Source organism: Microbacterium phoenicis (assembly GCF_047302325.1).
In the GTDB taxonomy this organism is placed as follows: Bacteria; Actinomycetota; Actinomycetes; order Actinomycetales; family Microbacteriaceae; genus Microbacterium.
Genome location: NZ_CP154849.1, coordinates 1,198,228 through 1,218,788, shown reverse-complemented (window position 1 = coordinate 1,218,788; position 20,561 = coordinate 1,198,228). Strand labels below are relative to the sequence as shown.

19 protein-coding genes are annotated in these 20,561 nt (G+C 71.0%); 8 read left to right on the top strand and 11 right to left on the bottom strand.

The genetic code is table 11. The features are described from left to right. The first annotated feature begins 206 nt into the window (after positions 1-206). Together ABCU91_RS05965 and ABCU91_RS05960 are read left to right on the top strand one after the other, a co-directional pair. On the top strand, positions 207-1,037 hold the full coding sequence (locus ABCU91_RS05965) for an endonuclease domain-containing protein (protein WP_413355158.1): 831 nt from the start codon (positions 207-209) through the stop codon (positions 1,035-1,037). Positions 1,038-1,177: 140 nt separating this feature from the next. Next, on the top strand, positions 1,178-2,971 hold the full coding sequence (locus tag ABCU91_RS05960; protein ID WP_413355157.1) for a glycoside hydrolase family 2 protein: 1,794 nt from the start codon (positions 1,178-1,180) through the stop codon (positions 2,969-2,971). Positions 2,972-3,161: 190 nt separating this feature from the next. Here the strand turns inward: ABCU91_RS05960 and ABCU91_RS05955 are convergent, their stop codons facing one another. Then, a complete protein-coding gene (locus tag ABCU91_RS05955; RefSeq protein ID WP_091351839.1) occupies positions 3,162-4,952 on the bottom strand; it encodes a DEAD/DEAH box helicase in 1,791 nt (596 codons plus the stop codon). A gap of 134 nt (positions 4,953-5,086) precedes the next feature. Here ABCU91_RS05955 and map point away from each other — a divergent pair, with 134 nt between their 5' ends. Together map and ABCU91_RS05945 are read left to right on the top strand one after the other, a co-directional pair. Beyond that, a complete protein-coding gene (gene map, locus ABCU91_RS05950; RefSeq protein ID WP_413355156.1) occupies positions 5,087-5,860 on the top strand; it encodes a type I methionyl aminopeptidase in 774 nt (257 codons plus the stop codon). Positions 5,861-5,909: 49 nt separating this feature from the next. Continuing rightward, positions 5,910-7,109, top strand: a complete 1,200-nt coding sequence (locus ABCU91_RS05945; RefSeq protein WP_406922485.1) for a pyridoxal phosphate-dependent aminotransferase — start codon at positions 5,910-5,912, stop codon at positions 7,107-7,109. A gap of 25 nt (positions 7,110-7,134) precedes the next feature. Here ABCU91_RS05945 and ABCU91_RS05940 read toward each other — a convergent pair whose 3' ends face one another. From ABCU91_RS05940 to ABCU91_RS05925, 4 genes are read right to left on the bottom strand one after another with little or no spacing between them, the layout of a single operon-like run. Then, entirely contained in the window at positions 7,135-8,271 is a 1,137-nt protein-coding gene (locus ABCU91_RS05940) for a UDP-N-acetylmuramate dehydrogenase (protein ID WP_413355155.1), read from the bottom strand. Then, positions 8,271-8,678, bottom strand: coding sequence for a MaoC/PaaZ C-terminal domain-containing protein (locus ABCU91_RS05935; protein ID WP_413355154.1), 408 nt, complete (start codon positions 8,676-8,678; stop codon positions 8,271-8,273). The genes ABCU91_RS05940 and ABCU91_RS05935 overlap by 1 nt, the downstream gene beginning before the upstream one ends. After that, entirely contained in the window at positions 8,675-9,121 is a 447-nt protein-coding gene (locus tag ABCU91_RS05930) for a MaoC family dehydratase N-terminal domain-containing protein (protein ID WP_406922488.1), read from the bottom strand. The genes ABCU91_RS05935 and ABCU91_RS05930 overlap by 4 nt, the downstream gene beginning before the upstream one ends. A 37-nt stretch (positions 9,122-9,158) precedes the next feature. Continuing rightward, complete coding sequence (locus ABCU91_RS05925; RefSeq protein ID WP_406922489.1) at positions 9,159-9,956, bottom strand: sulfite exporter TauE/SafE family protein; 798 nt, start codon at positions 9,954-9,956, stop codon at positions 9,159-9,161. 88 nt (positions 9,957-10,044) lie between these two features. Here ABCU91_RS05925 and ABCU91_RS05920 point away from each other — a divergent pair, with 88 nt between their 5' ends. After that, a complete protein-coding gene (locus ABCU91_RS05920) occupies positions 10,045-11,079 on the top strand; it encodes a lactonase family protein (RefSeq protein WP_413355153.1) in 1,035 nt (344 codons plus the stop codon). Positions 11,080-11,085: 6 nt separating this feature from the next. Here the strand turns inward: ABCU91_RS05920 and ABCU91_RS05915 are convergent, their stop codons facing one another. From ABCU91_RS05915 to ABCU91_RS05905, 3 genes are all read right to left on the bottom strand, one after another. Continuing rightward, complete coding sequence (locus ABCU91_RS05915) at positions 11,086-11,643, bottom strand: NYN domain-containing protein (protein ID WP_413355152.1); 558 nt, start codon at positions 11,641-11,643, stop codon at positions 11,086-11,088. A gap of 70 nt (positions 11,644-11,713) precedes the next feature. Then, a complete protein-coding gene (locus ABCU91_RS05910) occupies positions 11,714-13,441 on the bottom strand; it encodes an ABC1 kinase family protein (protein ID WP_413355151.1) in 1,728 nt (575 codons plus the stop codon). Between the two features lie 5 nt (positions 13,442-13,446). Further along, the gene (locus ABCU91_RS05905) at positions 13,447-14,058 is read right to left on the bottom strand and encodes a helix-turn-helix transcriptional regulator (protein ID WP_413355150.1); all 612 of its coding nucleotides are present in this window, start codon (positions 14,056-14,058) and stop codon (positions 13,447-13,449) included. 247 nt (positions 14,059-14,305) lie between these two features. Here ABCU91_RS05905 and ABCU91_RS05900 point away from each other — a divergent pair, with 247 nt between their 5' ends. Beyond that, entirely contained in the window at positions 14,306-15,328 is a 1,023-nt protein-coding gene (locus tag ABCU91_RS05900) for a hypothetical protein (RefSeq protein WP_406922493.1), read from the top strand. 95 nt (positions 15,329-15,423) lie between these two features. Here ABCU91_RS05900 and ABCU91_RS05895 read toward each other — a convergent pair whose 3' ends face one another. Further along, positions 15,424-16,719, bottom strand: a complete 1,296-nt coding sequence (locus ABCU91_RS05895; RefSeq protein WP_413355149.1) for a M18 family aminopeptidase — start codon at positions 16,717-16,719, stop codon at positions 15,424-15,426. Positions 16,720-16,825: 106 nt separating this feature from the next. Here ABCU91_RS05895 and ligD point away from each other — a divergent pair, with 106 nt between their 5' ends. Then, positions 16,826-18,058, top strand: a complete 1,233-nt coding sequence (gene ligD / locus ABCU91_RS05890; RefSeq protein ID WP_413355148.1) for a non-homologous end-joining DNA ligase — start codon at positions 16,826-16,828, stop codon at positions 18,056-18,058. On the opposite strand, the gene ABCU91_RS05885 is transcribed toward ligD, so the two are convergent. After that, the gene (locus tag ABCU91_RS05885; protein ID WP_413355147.1) at positions 18,019-19,635 is read right to left on the bottom strand and encodes a DHA2 family efflux MFS transporter permease subunit; all 1,617 of its coding nucleotides are present in this window, start codon (positions 19,633-19,635) and stop codon (positions 18,019-18,021) included. The genes ligD and ABCU91_RS05885 overlap by 40 nt on opposite strands. A gap of 67 nt (positions 19,636-19,702) precedes the next feature. Continuing rightward, the gene (locus ABCU91_RS05880; protein WP_413355146.1) at positions 19,703-20,197 is read right to left on the bottom strand and encodes a metallophosphoesterase family protein; all 495 of its coding nucleotides are present in this window, start codon (positions 20,195-20,197) and stop codon (positions 19,703-19,705) included. 93 nt (positions 20,198-20,290) lie between these two features. Between ABCU91_RS05880 and ABCU91_RS05875 the strand changes: the two genes are divergently transcribed. Then, on the top strand, positions 20,291-20,545 hold the full coding sequence (locus ABCU91_RS05875; protein ID WP_133399322.1) for a hypothetical protein: 255 nt from the start codon (positions 20,291-20,293) through the stop codon (positions 20,543-20,545). Positions 20,546-20,561 lie beyond the last annotated feature (16 nt).

The following is a 20,561-nucleotide window of genomic DNA, read 5'->3' as shown; positions in this document are numbered from 1 at the left end:
GGCGAGGGGCTGACGAACGGCGGAGATCTGGGCGGCGCGCCGGGCTCGCCGGGGTGTTCCACGGCGTGTCGCGGTGGATCTCCGCCGCTGACGCGGCCATGCGCATCGCCGCCGAGGACTCCTCCACCCAGACCTCGACGGGCGAGTGATCCACGACCTCGGCGGGTGGACGACACCTGAGGACGGCTTCACGAGAGGGTGCGGTCGTGTGCGAGGACGGCGCTGGGCTGACGACGACGACGGAACTCCGGAGATCGGGCCTGAGTCCCTCAGCCATCGCCGCCGCGGCACGGGCGGGCGCGATCTCTTGGGTCCGCCGCGGCACCTACGCCACCCGCGGGGCGTGCGCGCCCGTGCGGGATGTCGCGCGGCACGGCGGCGTCCTCGGCTGCGTGAGTGCGGCTCGCCACCTCGGCCTGTGGACGCTCGATGTCGGCGCCGACATCCATGTGTGGATGCGGGCCGACGGTCACCGCCTTCCCCATGACGGATGCCGGTGCCTCGACCACTGGGACGCTGCACCGGCGCCCGGGCGCCTCGCGCCGGCATCCGTTCCTCGCGTGCTGCGGCAGATCTGGCTGTGCCGCGGAGTCGAGGAGTTCTTCGTGGCAGTCGAGTCGGCGCTGCACCTCGGCATGCTCACGCCTGCGGGCCGCGCGTGGCTGCGCCGGACGTGCGGAGACGCGGCCCGCGCGGCCCTGGACTTCGCCGGGCCGCACTCCGAGAGCGGCCTCGAATCGCTCCTGCGCTGGCGACTGCGCGGCACCGGCGTCTCGATGCGCGCCCAGGTCGAGATCACCTCCGTCGGACGGGTCGACTTCCTCATCGGCGACCGGATCATCCTCGAGGCCGACGGCGCGGAGCACCACGCACCACCCGCGGCGCGCCACCGCGACCTGGTGCGCGACGCGAACGCGGCGGCATGGGGCTACGTCACGCTGCGGGTCGATTACGCGATGATCGTCCACGACTGGGACACCGTCGTCGCCGCCCTGCACGGGCTTCTGGACGCCGGCATCCACTGCGATCGCGCCTGAGGCGAGCCGTACGGCGGAGATCCGAGCCGACACTCCGACGGACGGATGCCGTACGGCGGCGCGTCTCGAGGATCTCCGCGGCTCGACCCGAGTCTCACCGCGGCGCGCACACCGCCCCGAGGTCGGGCATGCTGGTGCGCATGAGCGACGACGATGTCACCTTCCGCGCGAGCACGCAGGACGGCACCTACCCGAGACCCCAGCTCGTCCGAGGCGCGTGGGCCGACCTCACCGGGACCTGGGGCTTCGCCTTCGACGACGAGGATGCCGGGGCCCGGCTCGGCTGGGAGGGCACCGGCATCCGTTCGGGTCGGATCATCGTCCCCTTCCCGCCCGAATCGACCGCCTCGGGGGTCGGCGACACCGGCCCGCACCGCGTGCTCTGGTACTCGCGCGACCTCACCGACGCGGATCTGGATGCCGCCGGGCACGGTGACGGGCGCCGCGTGCTGCTGCATTTCGGCGCCGTCGACTACCGCTGCGAAGTCTGGATCGGCGGTCGCTCCGTCGGGCGGCACGAGGGCGGTCACACGCCGTTCTCCTTCGACATCACCACCGCCGTCGCCGCGGGAGAGCGGACGGTCGTCGTGCGGGTCGAGGACGATCCCACCGACATCGCGCAGCCCCGCGGCAAGCAGGATTGGCTCGAGCAGCCGCATTCTATCTGGTACCACCGGACGTCCGGGATCTGGCAGCCGGTCTGGCTCGAGAGCGTGCCCGAGGTGCACGTCGCAGCCGTCCGCTGGACGACCGATCCGCGCGGGGGCACGATCACCCTCGACCTCGAGCTGTCCGCTCCGTCGGAAACCGGGATCGAGGTCGATCTGTCGTTCGAGGGGCGCACGCTCGCCAGAGGCGCGGTCACGTCCGCAGCGCGCGAGGTGACCGTGATCCTGCCCGTCGCGGACCTCGCGCACGGTCAGGCGTACGAGGAACTGCTGTGGTCGCCCGAGCACCCTCGCCTCGTGGACGCGAGGATCACGGTCGGCGACGACGTCGTGGACTCGTACCTCGGCATCCGGACCGCCCACGTCGCCCGGGGCCGGTTCTGGCTGAACGACCGCCCGTACTTCGTGCGGTCGGTCCTCAATCAGGGCTACTGGCCCGACACGCATCTCGCTGCGCCGTCGGCGGAGGCGTTGCGCGACGAGGTCGAGCTGATCCGCTCGCTCGGCTTCACGGCGACACGCGTGCACCAGAAGTTCGAGGACCCCCGGTTCCTGCTCGCGGCCGACCAGCTGGGCCTGCTCGTGTGGGGCGAGGCGCCCGGCACCTACACGTTCACGCAGACCGCGATCGAGCGGACGACGCGCGAGTGGCTCGAGGTCGTGCGGCGCGACGCATCCCACCCCTCGATCGTCACGTGGGTGCCGCTCAACGAGAGCTGGGGCGTGCAGCACATCGCGAGCGACCCGCGTATGCAGCACTTCGCCCGAGCGCTCGTGTCGCTGACGAAGGCGCTGGACCCGACCCGCCCCGTCGTCTCGAACGACGGCTGGGAGCAGGTCGACACCGACATCGTCGCGATCCACGACTACGAGTGGCGGCCCGAGGTGGTTCGGGAGCGCTATCGGACGGATACCGGCATCCGGCACCTTCTCGACACCACGGGCCCCGCGGGTCGCGACCTGATCCTCAGCGGCGATGTCGCCGATGCGCCCGTGATGCTCACCGAGTTCGGCGGCATCTCGTTCGACACCGCGGCGGCCGAGGGGGCGTGGGGGTACTCCTCCGCGACCTCACCGGACGACTTCGCGGAGCGCTTCGAGGGCCTCATGGCAGCCGTCCACGCGAGCGAGGTGCTCGCCGGGTTCTGCTACACCCAGCTCACCGACACCCTGCAGGAGACGAACGGGCTGGTGACCGCCGACCGCACACCGAAGATCGCGGTCGACCGCATCCGCGCCGCCATCACCGGGGGTGCAGACGGCTGAGCGGTAGGGCGGGGCGGCCGTCAGCGGATGCAAGAGTTTCGGCGCGACACACCGCAAGTCTCACCCTTCACCCGGCGCGTCGCGCGCGATCCCTTGCATCCGCGACCGGCAGCGGCCCTGGCCCGAAACGGCGGCCGGATATCGCCGACCGAGCGGATGCCGCGGCACGCCGCTCGCTCAGCGGATGCCGTCAGTCGCGGCCGTGACGCGGCTTGCGCTCCGGGCGGTCGTCGTACGAGCGCTTCGGGCGGTCGTCGAAGGAGCGCTTGGGACGCTCGCCGCCGGGGCGGCCTCGATCGGGGCGGATCTCGATGAGCTGGCCCGAGATGCGGGTGCCCTTCAGACGCTCGAGGACCGAGGCATCCATCGAGGTCGGGAGCTCGACGAGCGAGAAGTCGGGACGGATCGTGATCGCGCCGAAGTCGTCACGGCCGAGGCCGCCCTCGTTCGCGAGCGCTCCGACGATCTGGCGCGGCTCGACGCGCTGACGACGCCCGACCGCGATGCGGTACGTCGTGAAGTCGCCCTTGCCGCGGCGCTCGCGGGGGCCGTCGGCGCGTGCCGGCCGGTCCTTGCGCGTGCCGCGCTCGGCGTCGGCGGCCAGCGTCTTGGCGAGCTGGTCGGCTGCCGGGTCGAGCAGCAGCGGCGTCTCACCCTGCGCCACGACGGCGAGGGCGGCGGCGACGTCCTGCTCGGGCACGTCGTGGTTGCGGACGTAGTGCGCGATGACGTCGCGGAACCCGGTGATGCGGTCCGTCTCGGCGAGCGCGGCGGTGATCGCGTCGTCGAAGCGGGCGAGACGGGTCGAGTTGATGTCCTCGGTCGTCGGCAGCTGCATCTGCGTCGGCGCCTGACGCGTCGCGCGCTCGATGTGCGCGAGCAGGTAGCGCTCGCGCGGGGTCACGAAGCTGATCGCGTCGCCCTTGCGCCCGGCGCGGCCGGTGCGGCCGATGCGGTGCACGTACGACTCGGTGTCGGTCGGGATGTCGAAGTTCACGACGTGGCTGATGCGCTCCACGTCGAGACCGCGCGCGGCGACGTCGGTTGCGACGAGGATGTCGAGCTTGCCGTCCTTGAGCTGCTGGATGCTGCGCTCGCGCTGCGGCTGCGGGATGTCACCGTTGATCGGCGCCGCGCTGAAGCCGCGGGCGCGCAGCTTCTCGGCGAGGGTCTCGGTCTCGTTCTTCGTGCGGACGAAGATGATCATCCCGTCGAAGTCCTCGACCTCGAGGATGCGCGTGAGGGCGTCGACCTTCTGCTGGTACGACACGATCAGGTAGCGCTGCGTGATGTTCGTGTTCGTGGAGGTCTTGGTCTTGACCGTGATCTCCTCCGGGTCGCGCAGGTACTGCTGCGCGAGACGACGGATGGATGCCGGCATGGTCGCCGAGAACAGGGCGACCTGCTTCTCGGCGGGCGTCTTGGCGAGGATCTGCTCGACGTCCTCGGCGAAGCCCATCTTCAGCATCTCGTCGGCCTCGTCGAGGACGAGGTTCTTCAGCTGCGAGAGGTCGAGCGTGCCCTTCTCGAGGTGGTCCATGATGCGGCCGGGGGTGCCGACGACGATGTGCACACCGCGGCGGAGGGCCGACAGTTGCACGCCGTAGCCCTGGCCGCCGTAGACGGGGAGGACGTGAACGCCCTTCATGCGGGCGGCGTAGGACTCGAACGCCTCGCAGACCTGGAGCGCGAGCTCACGGGTCGGGGCCAGGACGAGCGCCTGCGGCGTCTTCTGCGTCAGGTCGAGGTTCTCCATGATCGGCAGCGCGAATGCGGCCGTCTTGCCGGTACCGGTCTGCGCCATGCCGACGACGTCGCGGCCGCCGAGGAGGACGGGGATGGTCGCGGCCTGGATCGCGGAGGGCGTCTCGTAACCGAGGTCCTTGATGGCGGCGAGGACGGGACCGGTCAGACCCAGCTCGTCGAAGCCGGGGAGGGCGGGGGTGTCTGCGGGTTCGGTCGGGGTCTGGGGGTCACTCACCTATCCACCGTAGTGGAGCGGGCTGTGAAGCGCCCGGGCCGGTCAGCCGGCGGCGCTGCGCTACGCTCCCGACCAGCCGTCACGGTGCGGACGTATGATTGTCCGTTGCGCCTGCCGACCGAACGGACTGCCTCGTGATCGAGATCCTCACCCCTGACCAGATCGACCGTGCCCGCACGACGGGTGGACTCGTCGGCGACATCCTGCACGGGATCAAGGAGCGGGTGAAGCCGGGGACGAACCTCCTCGAGATCGACGCGTGGGCGAAGGACATGATCCTGGGCGCCGGCGCCGAGTCCTGCTACGTCGACTACGCGCCGTCCTTCGGCCGCGGCCCGTTCGGCCACTACATCTGCACAGCCGTGAACGACGCCGTCCTCCACGGCCGCCCGCGCGACCAGCGCGTCGTCGCGGGTGATCTGCTGACGCTCGACCTCGCGATCAAGACGAGCGGCGTCGCCGCGGACGCCGCGATCAGCTTCACCGTGGGCGGCGGCGCCCACGGTGAGAACGACCCGCTGATCACCGCGACCCAGGAGGCCCTGGCCGCCGGCATCGAGGCGGCGCAGCCCGGCGCCCGGATCGGCGACATCTCGGCCGCGATCGGCGACGTCCTCACCGCGGCGGGCTACCCCGTCAACACCGAGTTCGGCGGTCACGGCATCGGCACGACGATGCACCAGGACCCGCACGTGTCGAACATCGGCCGCGCGGGCCGCGGTTACCGTCTGCGCCCGGGCCTCATGCTGGCGATCGAGCCGTGGGTCATGGTCGACACCGACGAGCTGAAAGTCGACGACGACGGCTGGACGCTCCGGAGCGCGACGGGATGCCGCACCGCGCACACCGAGCACACGGTGGCCATCCTCGAGTCGGGCAACGAGATCCTCACGCGTCCCACACGCTGACCCGCGTCACACCTCTCGCCCGGGCGATGCCCGACGGTACGCTCGGAGGGTGACCGAACGCGCCCCCGTCTCCGCCAAACTCTCCGCCATCGCCGAGTCCGCGACCCTCAAGGTCGACGCCAAGGCCAAGGCCCTGCAGGCCGCCGGCCGTCCGGTGATCTCGTACGCGGCCGGAGAGCCCGACTTCGCGACGCCGCAGTTCGTCGTGGATGCCGCGGCCGAGGCCCTGCGCGACCCCGCCAACTTCCGCTACACGCCCGCCGCCGGTCTGCCCGTCCTGCGCGAGGCGATCGCCGCGAAGACGCTCCGCGACTCGGGCCTCGAGGTCGCACCGTCGCAGGTCATCGTCACCAACGGCGGCAAGCAGTCGGTCTACCAGGCCTTCCAGGCCGTCGTGAACCCCGGCGACGAGGTCCTCCTCCCGGCCCCCTACTGGACGACGTACCCCGAGGCCATCGCCCTCGCCGACGGCGTGCCCGTCGAGGTGTTCGCCGGCGCCGACCAGGAGTACAAGGTCACGGTCGACCAACTCGAGGCCGCCCGCACCGACAAGACCACGGTGCTCGTGTTCGTGTCGCCGTCGAACCCGACCGGCGCCGTCTACACGCCCGACGAGACGAAGGCCATCGGCGAGTGGGCCCTCGCCCACGGTATCTGGGTGATCAGCGACGAGATCTACCAGAACCTCGTCTACGAGGGCGCTCGGGCCCAGTCGATCGTCGAGGCCGTGCCGGAGCTCGCCGGCCAGACGATCCTCGTCAACGGCGTCGCGAAGACGTACGCCATGACCGGGTGGCGCGTGGGCTGGATGGTCGGCCCCGCCGACGCCATCAAGGTCGCCGGCAACCTGCAGTCGCACCTGTCCTCCAACGTCAACAACATCGCCCAGCGCGCCGCCCTCGCCGCCCTCACCGGCCCGCAGGACGAGGCCGAGAAGATGCGACAGGCGTTCGACCGCCGTCGCGGGCTCATCGTCTCGGAACTCGCGAAGATCCCGGGCGTCACCGTCCCGAACCCGCTCGGGGCGTTCTACGTCTACCCCGACGTCACGGGCCTGCTCGGACGCGAGTGGGACGGCGTGCGCATCGAGACCTCCCTCGAGCTGGCGGACGTCATCCTCGAGCGCGCCGAGGTCGCCGTCGTCCCGGGGGAGGCCTTCGGACCGTCGGGCTACCTGCGCCTGTCGTACGCACTCGGCGAGGACCAGCTCCTCGAGGGCGTCCAGCGCCTGCAGCGCCTGTTCGCCTGAGGCCTCGCGTCGTGCCGGCGCCGAGTCAGAGCTCGACGTCGAAGAGCACCGGCTCGGGCTGCAGGAGCACACCGAACTCGGACTGCACGCGCTGCTGGATGAGCCGCGCGAGCGCGGCGACCTCTTCGGCCGTCGCGCGTCCCCGGTTCGTGAGCGCGAGCGCGTGCTTGGTCGACAGCGACGCCTGCGACCCGGGCAGGCGGAAGCCCTTGCGCATCCCGGCGTGCTCGATCAACCAGGCGGCGCTGATCTTGACGGGAGCGGGTCCTCCGGTGCGTGGCGGGATGAACCCGTCGAACCTGTCGAGCGGGATGACGCGATCCGCCTCGAGGGCGGGGGCCATCGACCAGCGCGGCGCCTCCGCGGGGAGGGTCGCGGCGAACTGCGCCGACACGACGGGGTTCTGGAAGAACGAGCCTGCGCTCCACGTGTCGTGATCTTCCTCGTCGAGCACCATGCCCTTGCGGGCGCGGATCTCGAGGACGGTCTCGCGGATCCACGCGAGCGGGACCGCGGCATCCGCGTCGAGTCCCAGCGCCGACCGCAACTGCGCCCCGCGGACGGGAACAGCGCCGTGACCGACCTGCGCGAGCTCCAGGGTCACCGACAGGATCACGGCGGAACGCTCGGGCACCGAGCCGTAGTGCTTCTTCAGGACCGAGGTGCGAAGGCCGAGTCCCAGATCGGATGCCGGGACCACCGACACCTCGCCGGTCGACTCGTCGATCAGCTCCACCTCGACGAGCGTCTCGACGATCTCCTGGCCGTACGCACCGATGTTCTGGATGGGAGCGGCGCCGGTCGTGCCGGGGATTCCCGCCATGGCCTCGATCCCGCTCAGTCCCGCCGCGACCGTCTGCGCCACGAGGTCGTCCCACGAGTGGCCCGCCTGCACGGTGAGGCGCACGTGACCCGGGTTCGGCGAGGGCAGCCGTTCGATTCCGGTGGATCGGACGAGGATCACCGTGCCCTCGAACTCGTCGTCGGCGAACAGCAGATTCGAGCCGCCGCCGAGGACCAGCCACGGGTCCCCCGCCGCCCAGACGTCGCGGAGCGCGTCGGCGAGCTCGTCTGCCGTCGTCGCCTCGACCATCCGCTGCGGCGACCCGCCGACGCGGAGCGTCGTGAGCTGGGAGAGCGGGACGGGCGTGATCTCGGGCATCAGGATGCCGCGCGGACGCGCACCTGCGCCTTGCCGAGGACCGTGGTGCCGTCGTGGCTGACGGTCAGGTCGATGCGCACCGCATCGTCGTCGACCGCGCCGACCTTCGCGACGACCGTGACGTCGGCTCCGGTCTCGGTGTCGACGACGACGGGGCGCGTGAAGCGCACGCCGTATTCGAGGATGCGCCCGGAGTCACCGAGCCACTCGACGATCGTCTCGACGGCGAGACCCATCGTCAGCATGCCGTGGGCGAGGACGCCCGGCAGACCGACGCGCTCGGCGACGGCGTCGTTGTAGTGGATGGGGTTGAAGTCGCCCGACGCTCCCGCGTACCGGACGAGCGACGCGCGCGTCAGGTGGACGGTGCGCTCGGCGACGACCGTGCCGATCTCAAGCGAGGTCATTCGTCTCCTCCGACCAGCAGGACGGACGTCGCGGTGACGACGTGGTCGCCACCGGCATCCGTGATCTCCGCCTCACTCGTCACCATCGCACCCTTGCCGAATGCGCGGATGCCGGTGACCGTCAGACGCCCGGTCAGCTCGTCGCCGGCGACGATGGGCCGCGTGTAGCGGAAGCGCTGCTCGGCGTGGACGACGCGCTCGAGCACGATGCCCGAGTCCGGTTCGCTCAGCAGCTGCTGCAGGGTGATGTCCTGGATCACCATCGCGAAGGTGGGCGGCGCGACGACGTCGGCGTAACCGAAAGCCTGGGCGGCGGCGGGGTCGTCGTGCTGCGGGTCGGTCGCGAAGACGGCGCGGGCGAACTCGCGCACCTTCTCGCGGCCGACGAGGTACGGGGCGGTCGGCGGGAAGGCTCGACCGAGCAGCTCGGGATTCACAGGCACCGCACGATCCTACCGTCCGGGTCTCCTGCGGGCCCGGTCAGCGGGCGCGATGGGCGCGGACCGCCTTGATCCCGAGCTGCACCGCGATGAAGGTGAGGTAAACCGCGAAGAGGACGTTCGCCGTGAAGGGATCGACGAGGGTCGCGAGCCAGGCACCGAGGGCCGTGGTCGTGCACGCCGCGACGCCGATGACGGCCGCCGCGACGAGGTCGACGTTGTGACGGCGGAGGTTGCCGATCGTCCCCGAGATCGCGGTCGGGATCATCATCAGCAGCGACGTGCCCTTGGCGACGAGGTCGCTCGTGCCGAAGAGGAACATGAGCGCCGGCACGACGATGACGCCGCCGCCGACACCGAGGAGGCCCGCCATGATCCCGGTGAAGACACCGAGGACGGCGAACCCGATGCCGGTGCCCCACGTCAGCGGCACTTCCGCCTCGCGGGAGGGCACCACGATGAACAGCATCACGATCACGACGACGAGGAAGGCGATGAAGCCCCAGCGGATCGCGTTCTGGGGCAGCCGCGCTAGCAGCCAGGTGCCGATCTGAGCCCCGACGACGGCGGCCGCCGCGAGGATGATCGCCGGGATCCAGGCGACGGCGTCGACGGCGGCGTAGGAGATGACGCCCACGGCGGCGGTCGGCACGATGGCGGCGAGCGAGGTCCCCGCTGCCCGCCGCTGATCGAAGACGAGCAGCGTCAGCAGGAGCGGGACGATGACCGTGCCGCCGCCGACGCCGAACATCCCCGACATGAGCCCGGCGAGCAGGCCGATCGCGATGGCGCTCAGGTAGTAGCGCGGCGTGCGGTCGGTGGTCGGGAGCGCGGTCACGAGGGCAGATCCGACACGAAACGCATGCGACGACCCTACTCCCGGGCGGACGCGGCACCGCTCGCAGGGAGCGGCATACGATCGAATCATGTCCTCTTCACTCGTCCTCGTGGCCAACGCCGGTGACTCCTCGATCAGCACCTTCCGCGTGACGGATGCCGGACTCGAACGCCTCGCCGTGACGCCCGGGACCACCGGGTGCTCGAACTTCGCCGTCGACGGCGACCGCGGCCTCGTGTACGCGTCGGTGAAGGCGGACGACGACAACGCGGAGGCCGGCATCCTGACCCTGGCCCTCGACCGCGAGACCGGCGCGCTGACCCCGCTCTCGCGCGTCGCGCTGCCCGGCGGCGCGATGAACTACCTCGCCCTCACCCGCGGCGGGTCGGCCCTCCTCGGTGCCGCCTACTCCGGCGGCTACGGCATCGTCTGCGCCGTCGGCGACGGCGGTGTCGTCTCTGCGCCCACCGCCGAGGTCCGCTTCCCCCGTCTGCACTCGGTGCTCGCGAGCGGGGACGGGCGCCACGCCTACTTCGTCTCGCTCGAGACCGACCTCATCGCCCAGTACGCCCTCGGCGACGACCTCTCCCTGTCGCCCCTCGAGCCGGCGACCGCCGAAGCCCCCGCGGGGAGCGGGCCGCGGCACCTCGCGTTCAGCGACGACGAGGCGACCGTCTACGTCCTCACCGAGTTCACCGGCGAGGTGCTCCGCTACCGCCGCGACTCCGCGACCGGAACGCTCGACCTGATCGACGCGACCCCCGCTCACGATCCGTCCGAGAAGCTCCGCCACAGCGTCATCGACGAGGACCCGCGCGAGAACCACTACGTCTGGGGCGCGGACATCCACCTCACCGAGGGCGTCGTGTGGGCGTCCGAGCGCACGGCGAGCACCCTCGCGGCGCTGCGCATCGACGGCGACGGCGCGCTCTCGGAGCCCGCGGGGTTCGTCCCGACCGAGACGCAGCCGCGCGGGTTCGCCGTCAGCCCGGACCGCACGCTCCTCGTCGCGGCCGGCGAAGGCTCGACGACGGTGTCCCTCTACCGCGTCGACGGCACCGATCTGCACCTGCAGGGCCGGTACGAGACCGGCCGCGGCGCGAACTGGGTGCGCTTCGCCTGACCCCGCTCAGCGCAGGAACTGCTCCGGGTCGAACTCGTCGATGGGGATGATCCGCACGCGTGGCAGCTGCGCGTCGAACGCTCCCGCGTCGTACTCGAGGTCGAAGAAGCGGATGCCGGGGATCTGAGCGAAGCCGGCGTTGCGGAACTCCTCGAAGGCCAGCACACCCACCCGGCGCGAGCCGTCAGCGAGGACGCCGAGGTCGTCGACGAAGTCGCCATCGTGGCTGACGAGCACGACGTCGTCGCCGTGCTCCTGCAGCGCGCGGAGGGTCCGCTGGATGGCGAGATCGACGACCTTCTCGTCGGGGTCGCCTGACAGCGGCACGGGCTGGTAGCCGAGCGCGAGGAGTGCCTGCACGAACGACATCGGCAGGTTCGTCGAGGCGTTCAGGAAGAAGAGGCCGCGCGCGTCCTGATTCCACTCGTCGGCGACGAAGGAAAGGATCCGGTCCCATCGGGGTCGCTCTTCGGGCTGCGGACGCCGTCCCAGGATCGAGCCGCCGAGCGTCGCGTCGATGTTCTCGCCGTCGACGAGGATCCAGGTCCTGCGATTGCCGGCCATGCCGCCTCCTCCGCGCGCGCCGTTCGAGCTGTGCCGGTGCGCCCGACTCATCCTAGGCGGCACCCCCGCCTCACCAGCGGCGGCCGAACACCCCGGCGAGGAGGGCATGACCCAGCGGGAGCAGGGAGCCGGTCATCAGCACGCCGCCGAGCACGGGATCGTCCGGGCGAAGAGTGGCACCGCCCACGAGGAGTGCGGCGAACAGGAGCCCCGACAGGGTCCGCCGTCCCAGCTGCTCCAACCGGGCGACGCGACGTTCGAGTGCCGGGTCGGGGAACGAGACGCGTCGGTCCTCGATCCGCGTGAGGAAGCCGTCGACCCGGCCGGGAAGCCGCGCTGCCGTGGTCACACCGGTGACGGCGCGCCGCAGCACGTCGGTGACGGCGTTGCGTCCCTCCTCGCGCACGAGACGCGAGGCGTACGGCTCGACGGCGTCCCAGAGGTTGAAGGCCGGGTCCAGCGCACTGCAGACACCCGAGGTGAGCGACATCGCGCGCACGATGAGGAGGAAGTTCTCCGGCAGTTGGAACGGCAGAGACCGCACGACGTCCTGGAACTCGATCGCGAACGCGCGGAACTCCCGCGGGTCCACCTCTCGGAGTTCGGCGAAGCCCATCCCTCCGAACCGCGCGAACAGCTGCGTCATCGCGCGCTCGAGCTCGGTCGTATCGGCGCTGGGCAGCAGCACTCCCACGTCGCGGATGCTCTGGACGAGCGCGACGCCGTCCCGCGCCGCGACGGCGATCATGAGACGCCGCAGTCCGTTCCGCAGGCTCGGCGGGACCTCGCCCATCATGCCGAAGTCGATGAACGTGAGCCGCCACCGCGGGGCGTCGGCACCGGCGGCATCCGTCCCCGTCAGCGACGTCACGAAGATGTTCCCCGGATGCGGATCGGCGTGGAAGAACCCGTGCGTGAACACCTGGTCGAACATGACCGAGGCGAACACCTGGGCGACCTCTGCGGGATCGATGCCCGCCGCGAGGAGCGCATCGTGGTCGGTGATCTTGATCGCCGTGACGTCTTCGAGGGTGAGGGTCCGCCGTGAGGTCCGCTCCCAGACGACGGCGGGGACCCCGACGCGCGGGTCGCCGGCGAAGTCCGCTGCGAAGCGCTCACCGTTGGCGGCCTCGTGCAGGTAGTCGATCTCCTCGAGGCTCGTCTCCGCGAACTCCTCGACGAGCTGGGGCGCGTCGACGCGGTCCGACACGATGCGGACGTGGCTGAGCCACCGTCCGACTCGGCGGAGCGCGGCGAGGTCGGTGTCGACGATCCGCTGGATGCCGGGACGCTGCACCTTCACCACGACGGCGTCGAGTCCGGTGAGCGCGGCATCCTCCTCCGCCAGGCGGGCCCGATGGGCCTGACCGAGGGATGCCGCGGCCACCGGCACCGTCTCGACGCCGGCGAACGCGCGATCGAGCGGAACCCCCAGCTCCCCTTCGGCTTCAGCGCGGATCTCGGGAAACGGAACGGCGGGGACCTCGTCCTGCAGACCTTCGAGTTCCTTCGTGATCTCGGGAGGCAGGACGTCCAGTCGCGACGACATGAACTGACCGACCTTGATCATCAGTCCACCGAGATCGATCGCGAGTGCATGGAACCGGCGTGCGATGCGCTGCATGCGCGCCGACCGTCCGCGCACGCCGATCCAACCGAGGCCGATCCGCGGCAGGAAGAGCTCGAACCACCACGTGACGACGAGCGCCCTCGCCGCGAACCGGAGGATGCGTCGATAGCGCGCCCGCGCGTCGCGGTCGTCGGGAAGGTCCTCGCCTTCCCGACGCCGTGCTGCCACGCGGATCAGCCCTGCGCGAGCAGAGCGTAGAGCCGGCGGCGAGCCTCGTCGAGGATCTCCACGGCCTCCGCCACCTGCTCCGGTGACCCGGTGCGGGCGACCTGCGCCGCTGCCTGAGCCAGCTCGACGCCGGCCTTGGGGAGGGCGGTTGTGCGGTGGTGGTGCTCCTTCGTCGGCGCGGCGCTCTCCCACGGAGCGGACCCGGCCGCTTCCTCGGCGACCATGCGGCCCGCGTCGGTGAGGGAGTAGGTCTTGCGACCGCCCGCCTCCTCGGCGACGATGAGGCCCTCGTCCGCCAGCAGCTGCAAGGTCGGGTAGACCGAGCCGGCGCTGGGCTTCCACGATCCGCCGCTGCGCGAGTCGATCTCCTGAATGATCTGGTACCCGTGCATCGGCTTCTCCACGAGGAGCGCGAGGACGGCGGTGCGCACGTCTCCTCGGCTCATGCGAGAGGGCGCCGGGCGCTGATCGAAGGACGTTCGGAACTGTTCGAAGGCCTCCATGAGACCGGCGCCGAGGTTGCCGAGATCGAAGCCCTGCGGCCCCGATCCGAACCCGCGGCCAGCGCCGCCGAAGCCGTTCGAGCCGAAGCCCTGCGAACCGAATGAGCTGTTCATGATGTCTCCTTTCAGGTGGTGACCGATACCCAACGATATATCGCTCAGAGGCATCCGCGGCGGAGGTCAGGAAAGTCTCAGGCTCCGTGATCAGGACTTTTCATTCGGGGTGAAGGATTGGGGACGTCCAGGTAACGTTCGGGTAACGCCCAGGTCCGTGAACCAGGGTGGGGGACTCGTGCCCGCCCGAACGGTCACGCACGCCCTTCGAGGCGTGTCCCCGCTACACGGAACCATTACTTTCTGCATGCCTACTGACTCGACGTACACGCCCACCCGCCGCTCCATCCGCTCCACCCGAACCGAAGAACGCCGACTCCGGCGCCGCCCGGTCCTCGTCCTCTCGACGATGACCACCGCCTTCGTGATCGCCGCCAGCGCGACGGCCATGGCACCCGCCCCTCAGGCCGCACAGGCCGAGACTCCGACACCCGCGATCGCCCTCGCCTCGTTCTCGCGGACTCTCCCCGAGTCCCTGACCGACGGCGTCGCGACCTCCGCACCGGAGTCGCGGATCCAGGCGGCTCTCGAGAAGGCCCAGACGTCCGTCGCCGCGTCGAAGGACGTCACCGCCGACATCAAGGCCTCCAAGCTCGACGTCGGAACCAAGGACACGACGGTCCCCACAGACGATCTGTCGAACGCGGTCGACGAGCTCGAGACGGTCGCCGGACTTCCGCTCCTGCTCGACACCCGCGACGCGACCGAGGCCGTCGAGGCCGAGATCGCCTCGGTCGACGAGCAGACGAGCGCTCTGCGCGGTCGCCTCGACGCCGCCGTGGCCAAGGAGAAGGAGCGCCAGGCCGAGGAGAAGCGCAAAGCCGAGGCCGCCGCGAAGGCCAAGGCTGAGGCCGAGGCCGAGAAGAAGGCCGCCGAGGAGGCTGCCGCCGCCGAGGCGAACTCTTCGAGCTCCAGCTCGAGCTCGAACGCCTCTGCCCCCGTGGCCCGGGCAGCCAGCGGCACGTCCGCGGCAGCTGCGCAGGAGACGGCGCGAGGCATGCTCGGAGGCTACGGCTGGGGCGACGACCAGTTCGGATGCCTCGTCTCGCTGTGGAACAAGGAGTCCGGCTGGAACTACCAGGCGTCCAACCCCTCGAGCGGCGCCTACGGCATCCCCCAGGCCCTCCCGGGCAGCAAGATGGGCTCCGCCGGAGCCGACTGGCAGACGAACCCGGCGACGCAGATCGCATGGGGCCTCGGCTACATCGACGGTCGCTACGGCAGCCCCTGCGGCGCCTGGGGCCACTCGCAGTCGGTCGGCTGGTACTGATCGCCGCCTGACGCATCACCCCTGACACCGCGGATGCCGCGGGTCCCCGACATCACGTCGGCGGGCCCGGGGCATCCGTCGTTCTCCCCCTGCGATCAGGCGGTGAAGAACGCCTCGGCCACGCGGGACAGGTGGTGGAGATCGCTGACCCCGGCGAGCTCGCGCGCGGAGTGCATCGACAGGATCGGGATGCCGACGTCCACCGTCGCGATCCCCAGCCGGGTCGCCGTGATCGGACCGATCGTCGATCCGCACGGCACCGCGTTGTTCGAGACGAACTCCTGCGAGCCGACACCGGCGACGTCGCACCAGCCGTGCCAGGCCGCGGCACCCGCGCCATCGGTGGCGTAGCGCTGGTTCGCGTTGATCTTGAGGATCGGTCCCGAGCCGAGCCGGGGCTGGACCACGGGGTCGTGCTTCTCGGCGTAGTTCGGGTGCACCGCGTGACCCACGTCGCTCGAGACGCACCACGACGACGCGAGCGAGCGCAGCTGCTGTTCGCGGTCGGCGCCGAGCGAGAGCTGGATCCGCTCGAGCACATCCGCGAGGAACGGTCCGGCCGCTCCGGAGCGGGTGGCGGAGCCGACCTCCTCGTGGTCGAACACCGCGAGCATGGCGATGCGGGACGCATCGAACCCGTCGGCGGCGCGTTCGAGCGCGACGACACCGGCATGGACGGACGCCAGGTCGTCGAGACGGCCCGAGGCGAAGAACACGTCCCCCTTGCCGAACACGGCGCCGCGGGCGGCGTCCGCCGTCACGACGTCGTACCCGCGGATGCGCGACGCGTCGACACCGGCTTCGGCGGCGAGCTCGCCGAGCAGGTCGGCGGAGTCGGCGTCGCCGAGACCCCACACCGGCTGGGTCTGGCGCTGCTTGTCGAGGGCGAGGCCGTCATTGACCTCGCGGTCGAGGTGGATCGCGAGCTGCGGCAGCCGCAGGAGGGCACCGGTCGCCGCGAGGACACTCGTCCCGTCATCGAGCACGAGACGGCCGGCGAGGCGCAGCTCGCGGTCGAGCCACGAGTTCAGCAGCGGACCGCCGTAGACCTCGACGCCCGCCTGCAGCCAGCCGAGGCTCCCCGTCGTCGGGCGGGGCTTGAGCTTCAGGGCCGGGGAGTCGCTGTGCGCACCGAAGACGTGGACGCCGGTCGCGGCATCCGCTCCGGTCGGGACGATCCAGGCGAGGACCGCGCCGTCCCGGACGACGAAGAACCGGCCGCCGGGCTGCGCGGGCCAGGCCTCGCGCTCGTCGAGCTCCTGGAAGCCCGCCCGGCGCACCCTGCGGGCGACCTCCGTCGCGGCGTGGTAGCTGGAGGGCGACGCGGCGACGAAGTCGGCGAGGTCGGCGGCGTGGTCGAGCGCTGCGGAGCCGGTCACGGGCGTGGACATGGGTGTACCTCCAGAGAAGGATGCCGGGCGGGACCCTCCGATCGTAGTTCGACCGGGTCTGCGCAACCCCGTGGCTCACGGGCCCGCGCCGCGGTAGACCGGGCGCATGGCGAAGAAGGACGATGCGGTCACGCTCGAGGTCGACGGGCACGAGGTGCGGCTCTCGAGCCCCGACAAGGTCGTGTTCCCGGAGCCGGGGATCACGAAGCGCGAGCTCGCCGAGTACTACCTCGCGGTGGCCGACGGAGCGCTCCGCGGAGTCGCGGACCGACCCATGGTGCTGAAGCGCTTCGTGAAGGGGATCGACCACGAAGCCTTCTTCCAGAAGCGCGTCCCCGAGAACCGACCGGATTTCGTCTCGTCCGCGACGCTCCGTTACGCCTCGGGGACGAGCGCCGAGGAGGCCGTGATCCGGGATGCCGCGGGCCTGGTCTGGGCGGTGGGGCTCGGATGCCTCGACTTGAATCCCCACCCCGTCCGCGCCGACGACCTCGACCACCCCGACGAGCTGCGCATCGACCTCGACCCGATGCCCGGGGTGGAGTGGTCGCAGATCGTCGACGTCGCGTTCGTCGCGCGCGACCTGCTGAGCGATGTGGGGCTCGTGGGATGGCTGAAGACGTCGGGCTCGCGCGGCATCCACATCCTCGTCCGCTCCGACCGGGAGCACGACTACGCGCAGGTGCGGCTGGCGGCTCAAGCATTCGCGCGCGAGGTCGAGAACCGCGCGCCGGGGCTGGCGACCGCGCACTGGTGGAAGGAGGAGCGCGGCGAGAGCGTCTTCGTCGATTTCAACCAGAATGCGAAGGACCGCACGGTCGCCTCGGCGTACTCCGTCCGGCCTCTCGCGGACGCCCGAGTCTCGATGCCGGTGCAATGGGACGCGCTGCGGACGATCCGTCCGGAGGAGTTCACCGTCCGGACGGTGCCCGCCCTCTTCGCGGAGCGAGGGGACGCCCACGCCGGCATCGACGACGCTCCCGGATCACTCGCGCAGCTGCTGGCGCTCGCGGAAAAGCTCGGACCCGCCGAACGCGCACCGCGCGGCGGGGACGGCTCGGGGCGGCGGCAGTCGACGATGCCGCTCATCGAGATCTCTCGCGCCGCGACGAAGGACGAGGCGCTCGGCGGGCTCGACCGGTGGCGCGAACGCCACCCCGACGTCGCTGCGCACCTCTCCCCCGCCGATGTGATGGTCGACGGTATGCGCGGGTCGAGCTCGCTCTGGTACCGCGTGCGCGTCAACCTGCAACACGTCCCCGAGGCCGAACGCCCGGCCCAGGAGCCGCTCGAGGTCGACTACGACCCGTGGACGCGCTCCGCCGGTCGGGACTCCTGAGGCTCGTCGTCGCGGCGGCGGCCGGAGCCGAGGGCGAACGTCGCTCCGAGACCGATGACGAGGAAGCCGGCAGCCGTCAGGGCCGACGCGCGGGTGCCGTCCGAGAAGGCGGTGCGCGCGGCATCCGCGATCTGCGCCTGGGACGGGTCCGCTTCGAGCCCGGCGATGGCGGCTCCCGCCGAGTCGACGACGGCCGTCACGACGGTGTCGGCGGCGGCGGACGGGACGCCGGCATCGTCGAGGGATGCCGCGAGCACACCACCGGTCGTCGTGAACAGCACCGTCCCGAGGATCGCGACGCCGAGCGCCGATCCGACTTGGCGGGCGGTGGACTGCATTCCCGAGCCCTGGCCGGACTTCTCGACGGGGACGTCCTGCAGGATGACGCCGGTCAGCTGCGCGGTCGCGAGTCCGACGCCGAACCCGTAGACGGCGAGGGCGGGGATGAGCCAGCCCCACGCGGCATCCGGTCCGATGATGAACCCCGTCCAGGCGATGCCGATGATCTCCGCCAGGATGCCGATGCGCACCACGACGACGGCCGGGACCTTTCCGCTGAACGCGCCCGCGGCGCCGCTTGCGACGAACGATCCGCCGGCGAGGGCGAGGAGCAGCAGGCCGACCTGGAGCGCGTCGAAGCCAAGGACGAACTGCAGCCACAGCGGCAGCGCGAGGATGAGCCCGAACTCGCCGAGCGAGACGACGAGGGCCGCGATGTTGCCGTTCCGGAACGACGAGATGCTCAGCAGCGAGAAGTCGATGAGCGGGTCCTGGCCGCGGCGGCCGCGGCGGAGCCCCCACCAGACGAACAGGACCAGCGCGATAAGCGTGATGGCGAAGGCGACGGGGATCGGCGAGACCGAGAGCGGCCAGGCCCAGCCGCCGATCGTGAGCCGGTCCTCGGCGAGCCACCAGCCGAAGGTCCGGCCCTCGATGAGGCCGAACACGAGCGAGCCGAAGAGGATCACCGACAGCAGTGCGCCGACGCCGTCGATCGAGCGCCTACGGGTCTCGCGCGACTCCGCGACCGTCAGCAGCACGCCGATCACGATGATGATGCCGAGGGGGATGTTGATGCCGAAGGCCCACCGCCACGAGAACGCGGTGGTCAGCCAGCCGCCCAGGAGCGGACCGACCGCCGCCATGCCGCCGATCGTCGACCCCCAGACGGCGAACGCGATGCCGCGCTCACGGCCGCGGAACGTGGAGTTGATGAGAGACAGGGTGGTCGGGAGGATCATCGCCCCGCCGACGCCCTGCACGAAGCGGGCGAGGATCAGCAGCTCACCCGTCGGCGCGACGCTTGCGAGCACCGACGACGCGGCGAAGACCGAGACGCCGATCAGCATGACGCGGCGGCGTCCGAAACGGTCGGCGAAGGCGCCGAACAGCAGCAGGAACGAGGCGAACACGAGGGTGTAGACCTCCTGCACCCACTGAACCTCGGTCGAGCTGATCTTCAGCTCTTCGACGATGGAGGGGACGGCCACGTTCACGATGGTCGAGTCGACGATGATGAGCGACACCGCGACGCTGATGAAGACCAGGCCGAGCCAGCGACGGGAGTCCTTCGCCATGAGATTTACCTCGCTTTTCTAGCAATCCGACAGCGATAGTACTCCTCCGGCGACGAGGCGCAACCCGTCAGATCCGACGAAGATCCACGGAACGGATGCCGCCGTCCGCCACCTCGACCACCATCAGCGTGTGGTCGGGTTGCCGCCGACGGTCGGTCGGCGAGCCGGGGTTGAGCAGACGCATCCCGCTCGGCGCCGTCGTGTCCCACGGGATGTGACTGTGGCCGAACACGAGCAGGTCGGTGCCCGGGAAGGCGGCATCCATCCGCTCCTCGCGGCGCTGCTTCTGCCCCGTCTCGTGCACGACGGCGACTCGGACGCCCTCGATCTCGCGGCGCGCGACCTCGGGCAGGACGGCGCGCAGATCGTCGCCGTCGTTGTTGCCGTGCACACCGAGGACCTCGCCGTGCTGACGCAGATCGTCGAGGACGGATGCCGCGACCCAGTCCCCCGCGTGGACCGTGAGGTCGGCGGCATCCGCTTCGCGCCTGACCGCATCGGGCAGGGTGCGCGCCCGGCCGGGGATGTGGGTGTCGGAGATCAGCAGCAGTCGCGTGGTCACCGCGGCAGGGTAGCTCAGCCCGGCGCGCGGCGACAGCCCGTGCGCACGTCGGGCGATCGGGGTGAGGGTGGGGGTCTCGAAGGAAGGAACACCATGAGCACTCCCGATCAGACCGGCGACGAGGGCATCCGCCTCGACCCGAACGACGCGCCCACCGAGGACACCACCGTGGGCGACACCGAGGCCGCCGACGCTGAGTTCGAGGGCCGCCCCCTCGACCTCCCCGCGGACGACCCCGAAGAGACATATGCCGCGACCGACATCCAGCCCGAATCGCAGGGCCAGGACCCCGTCGTCGTGGAGCTCGGCGAGGAGGGCGAGGGCGACCTCTCCCCCGCAGACCTCTGATCCCTCCGGGTCGGCG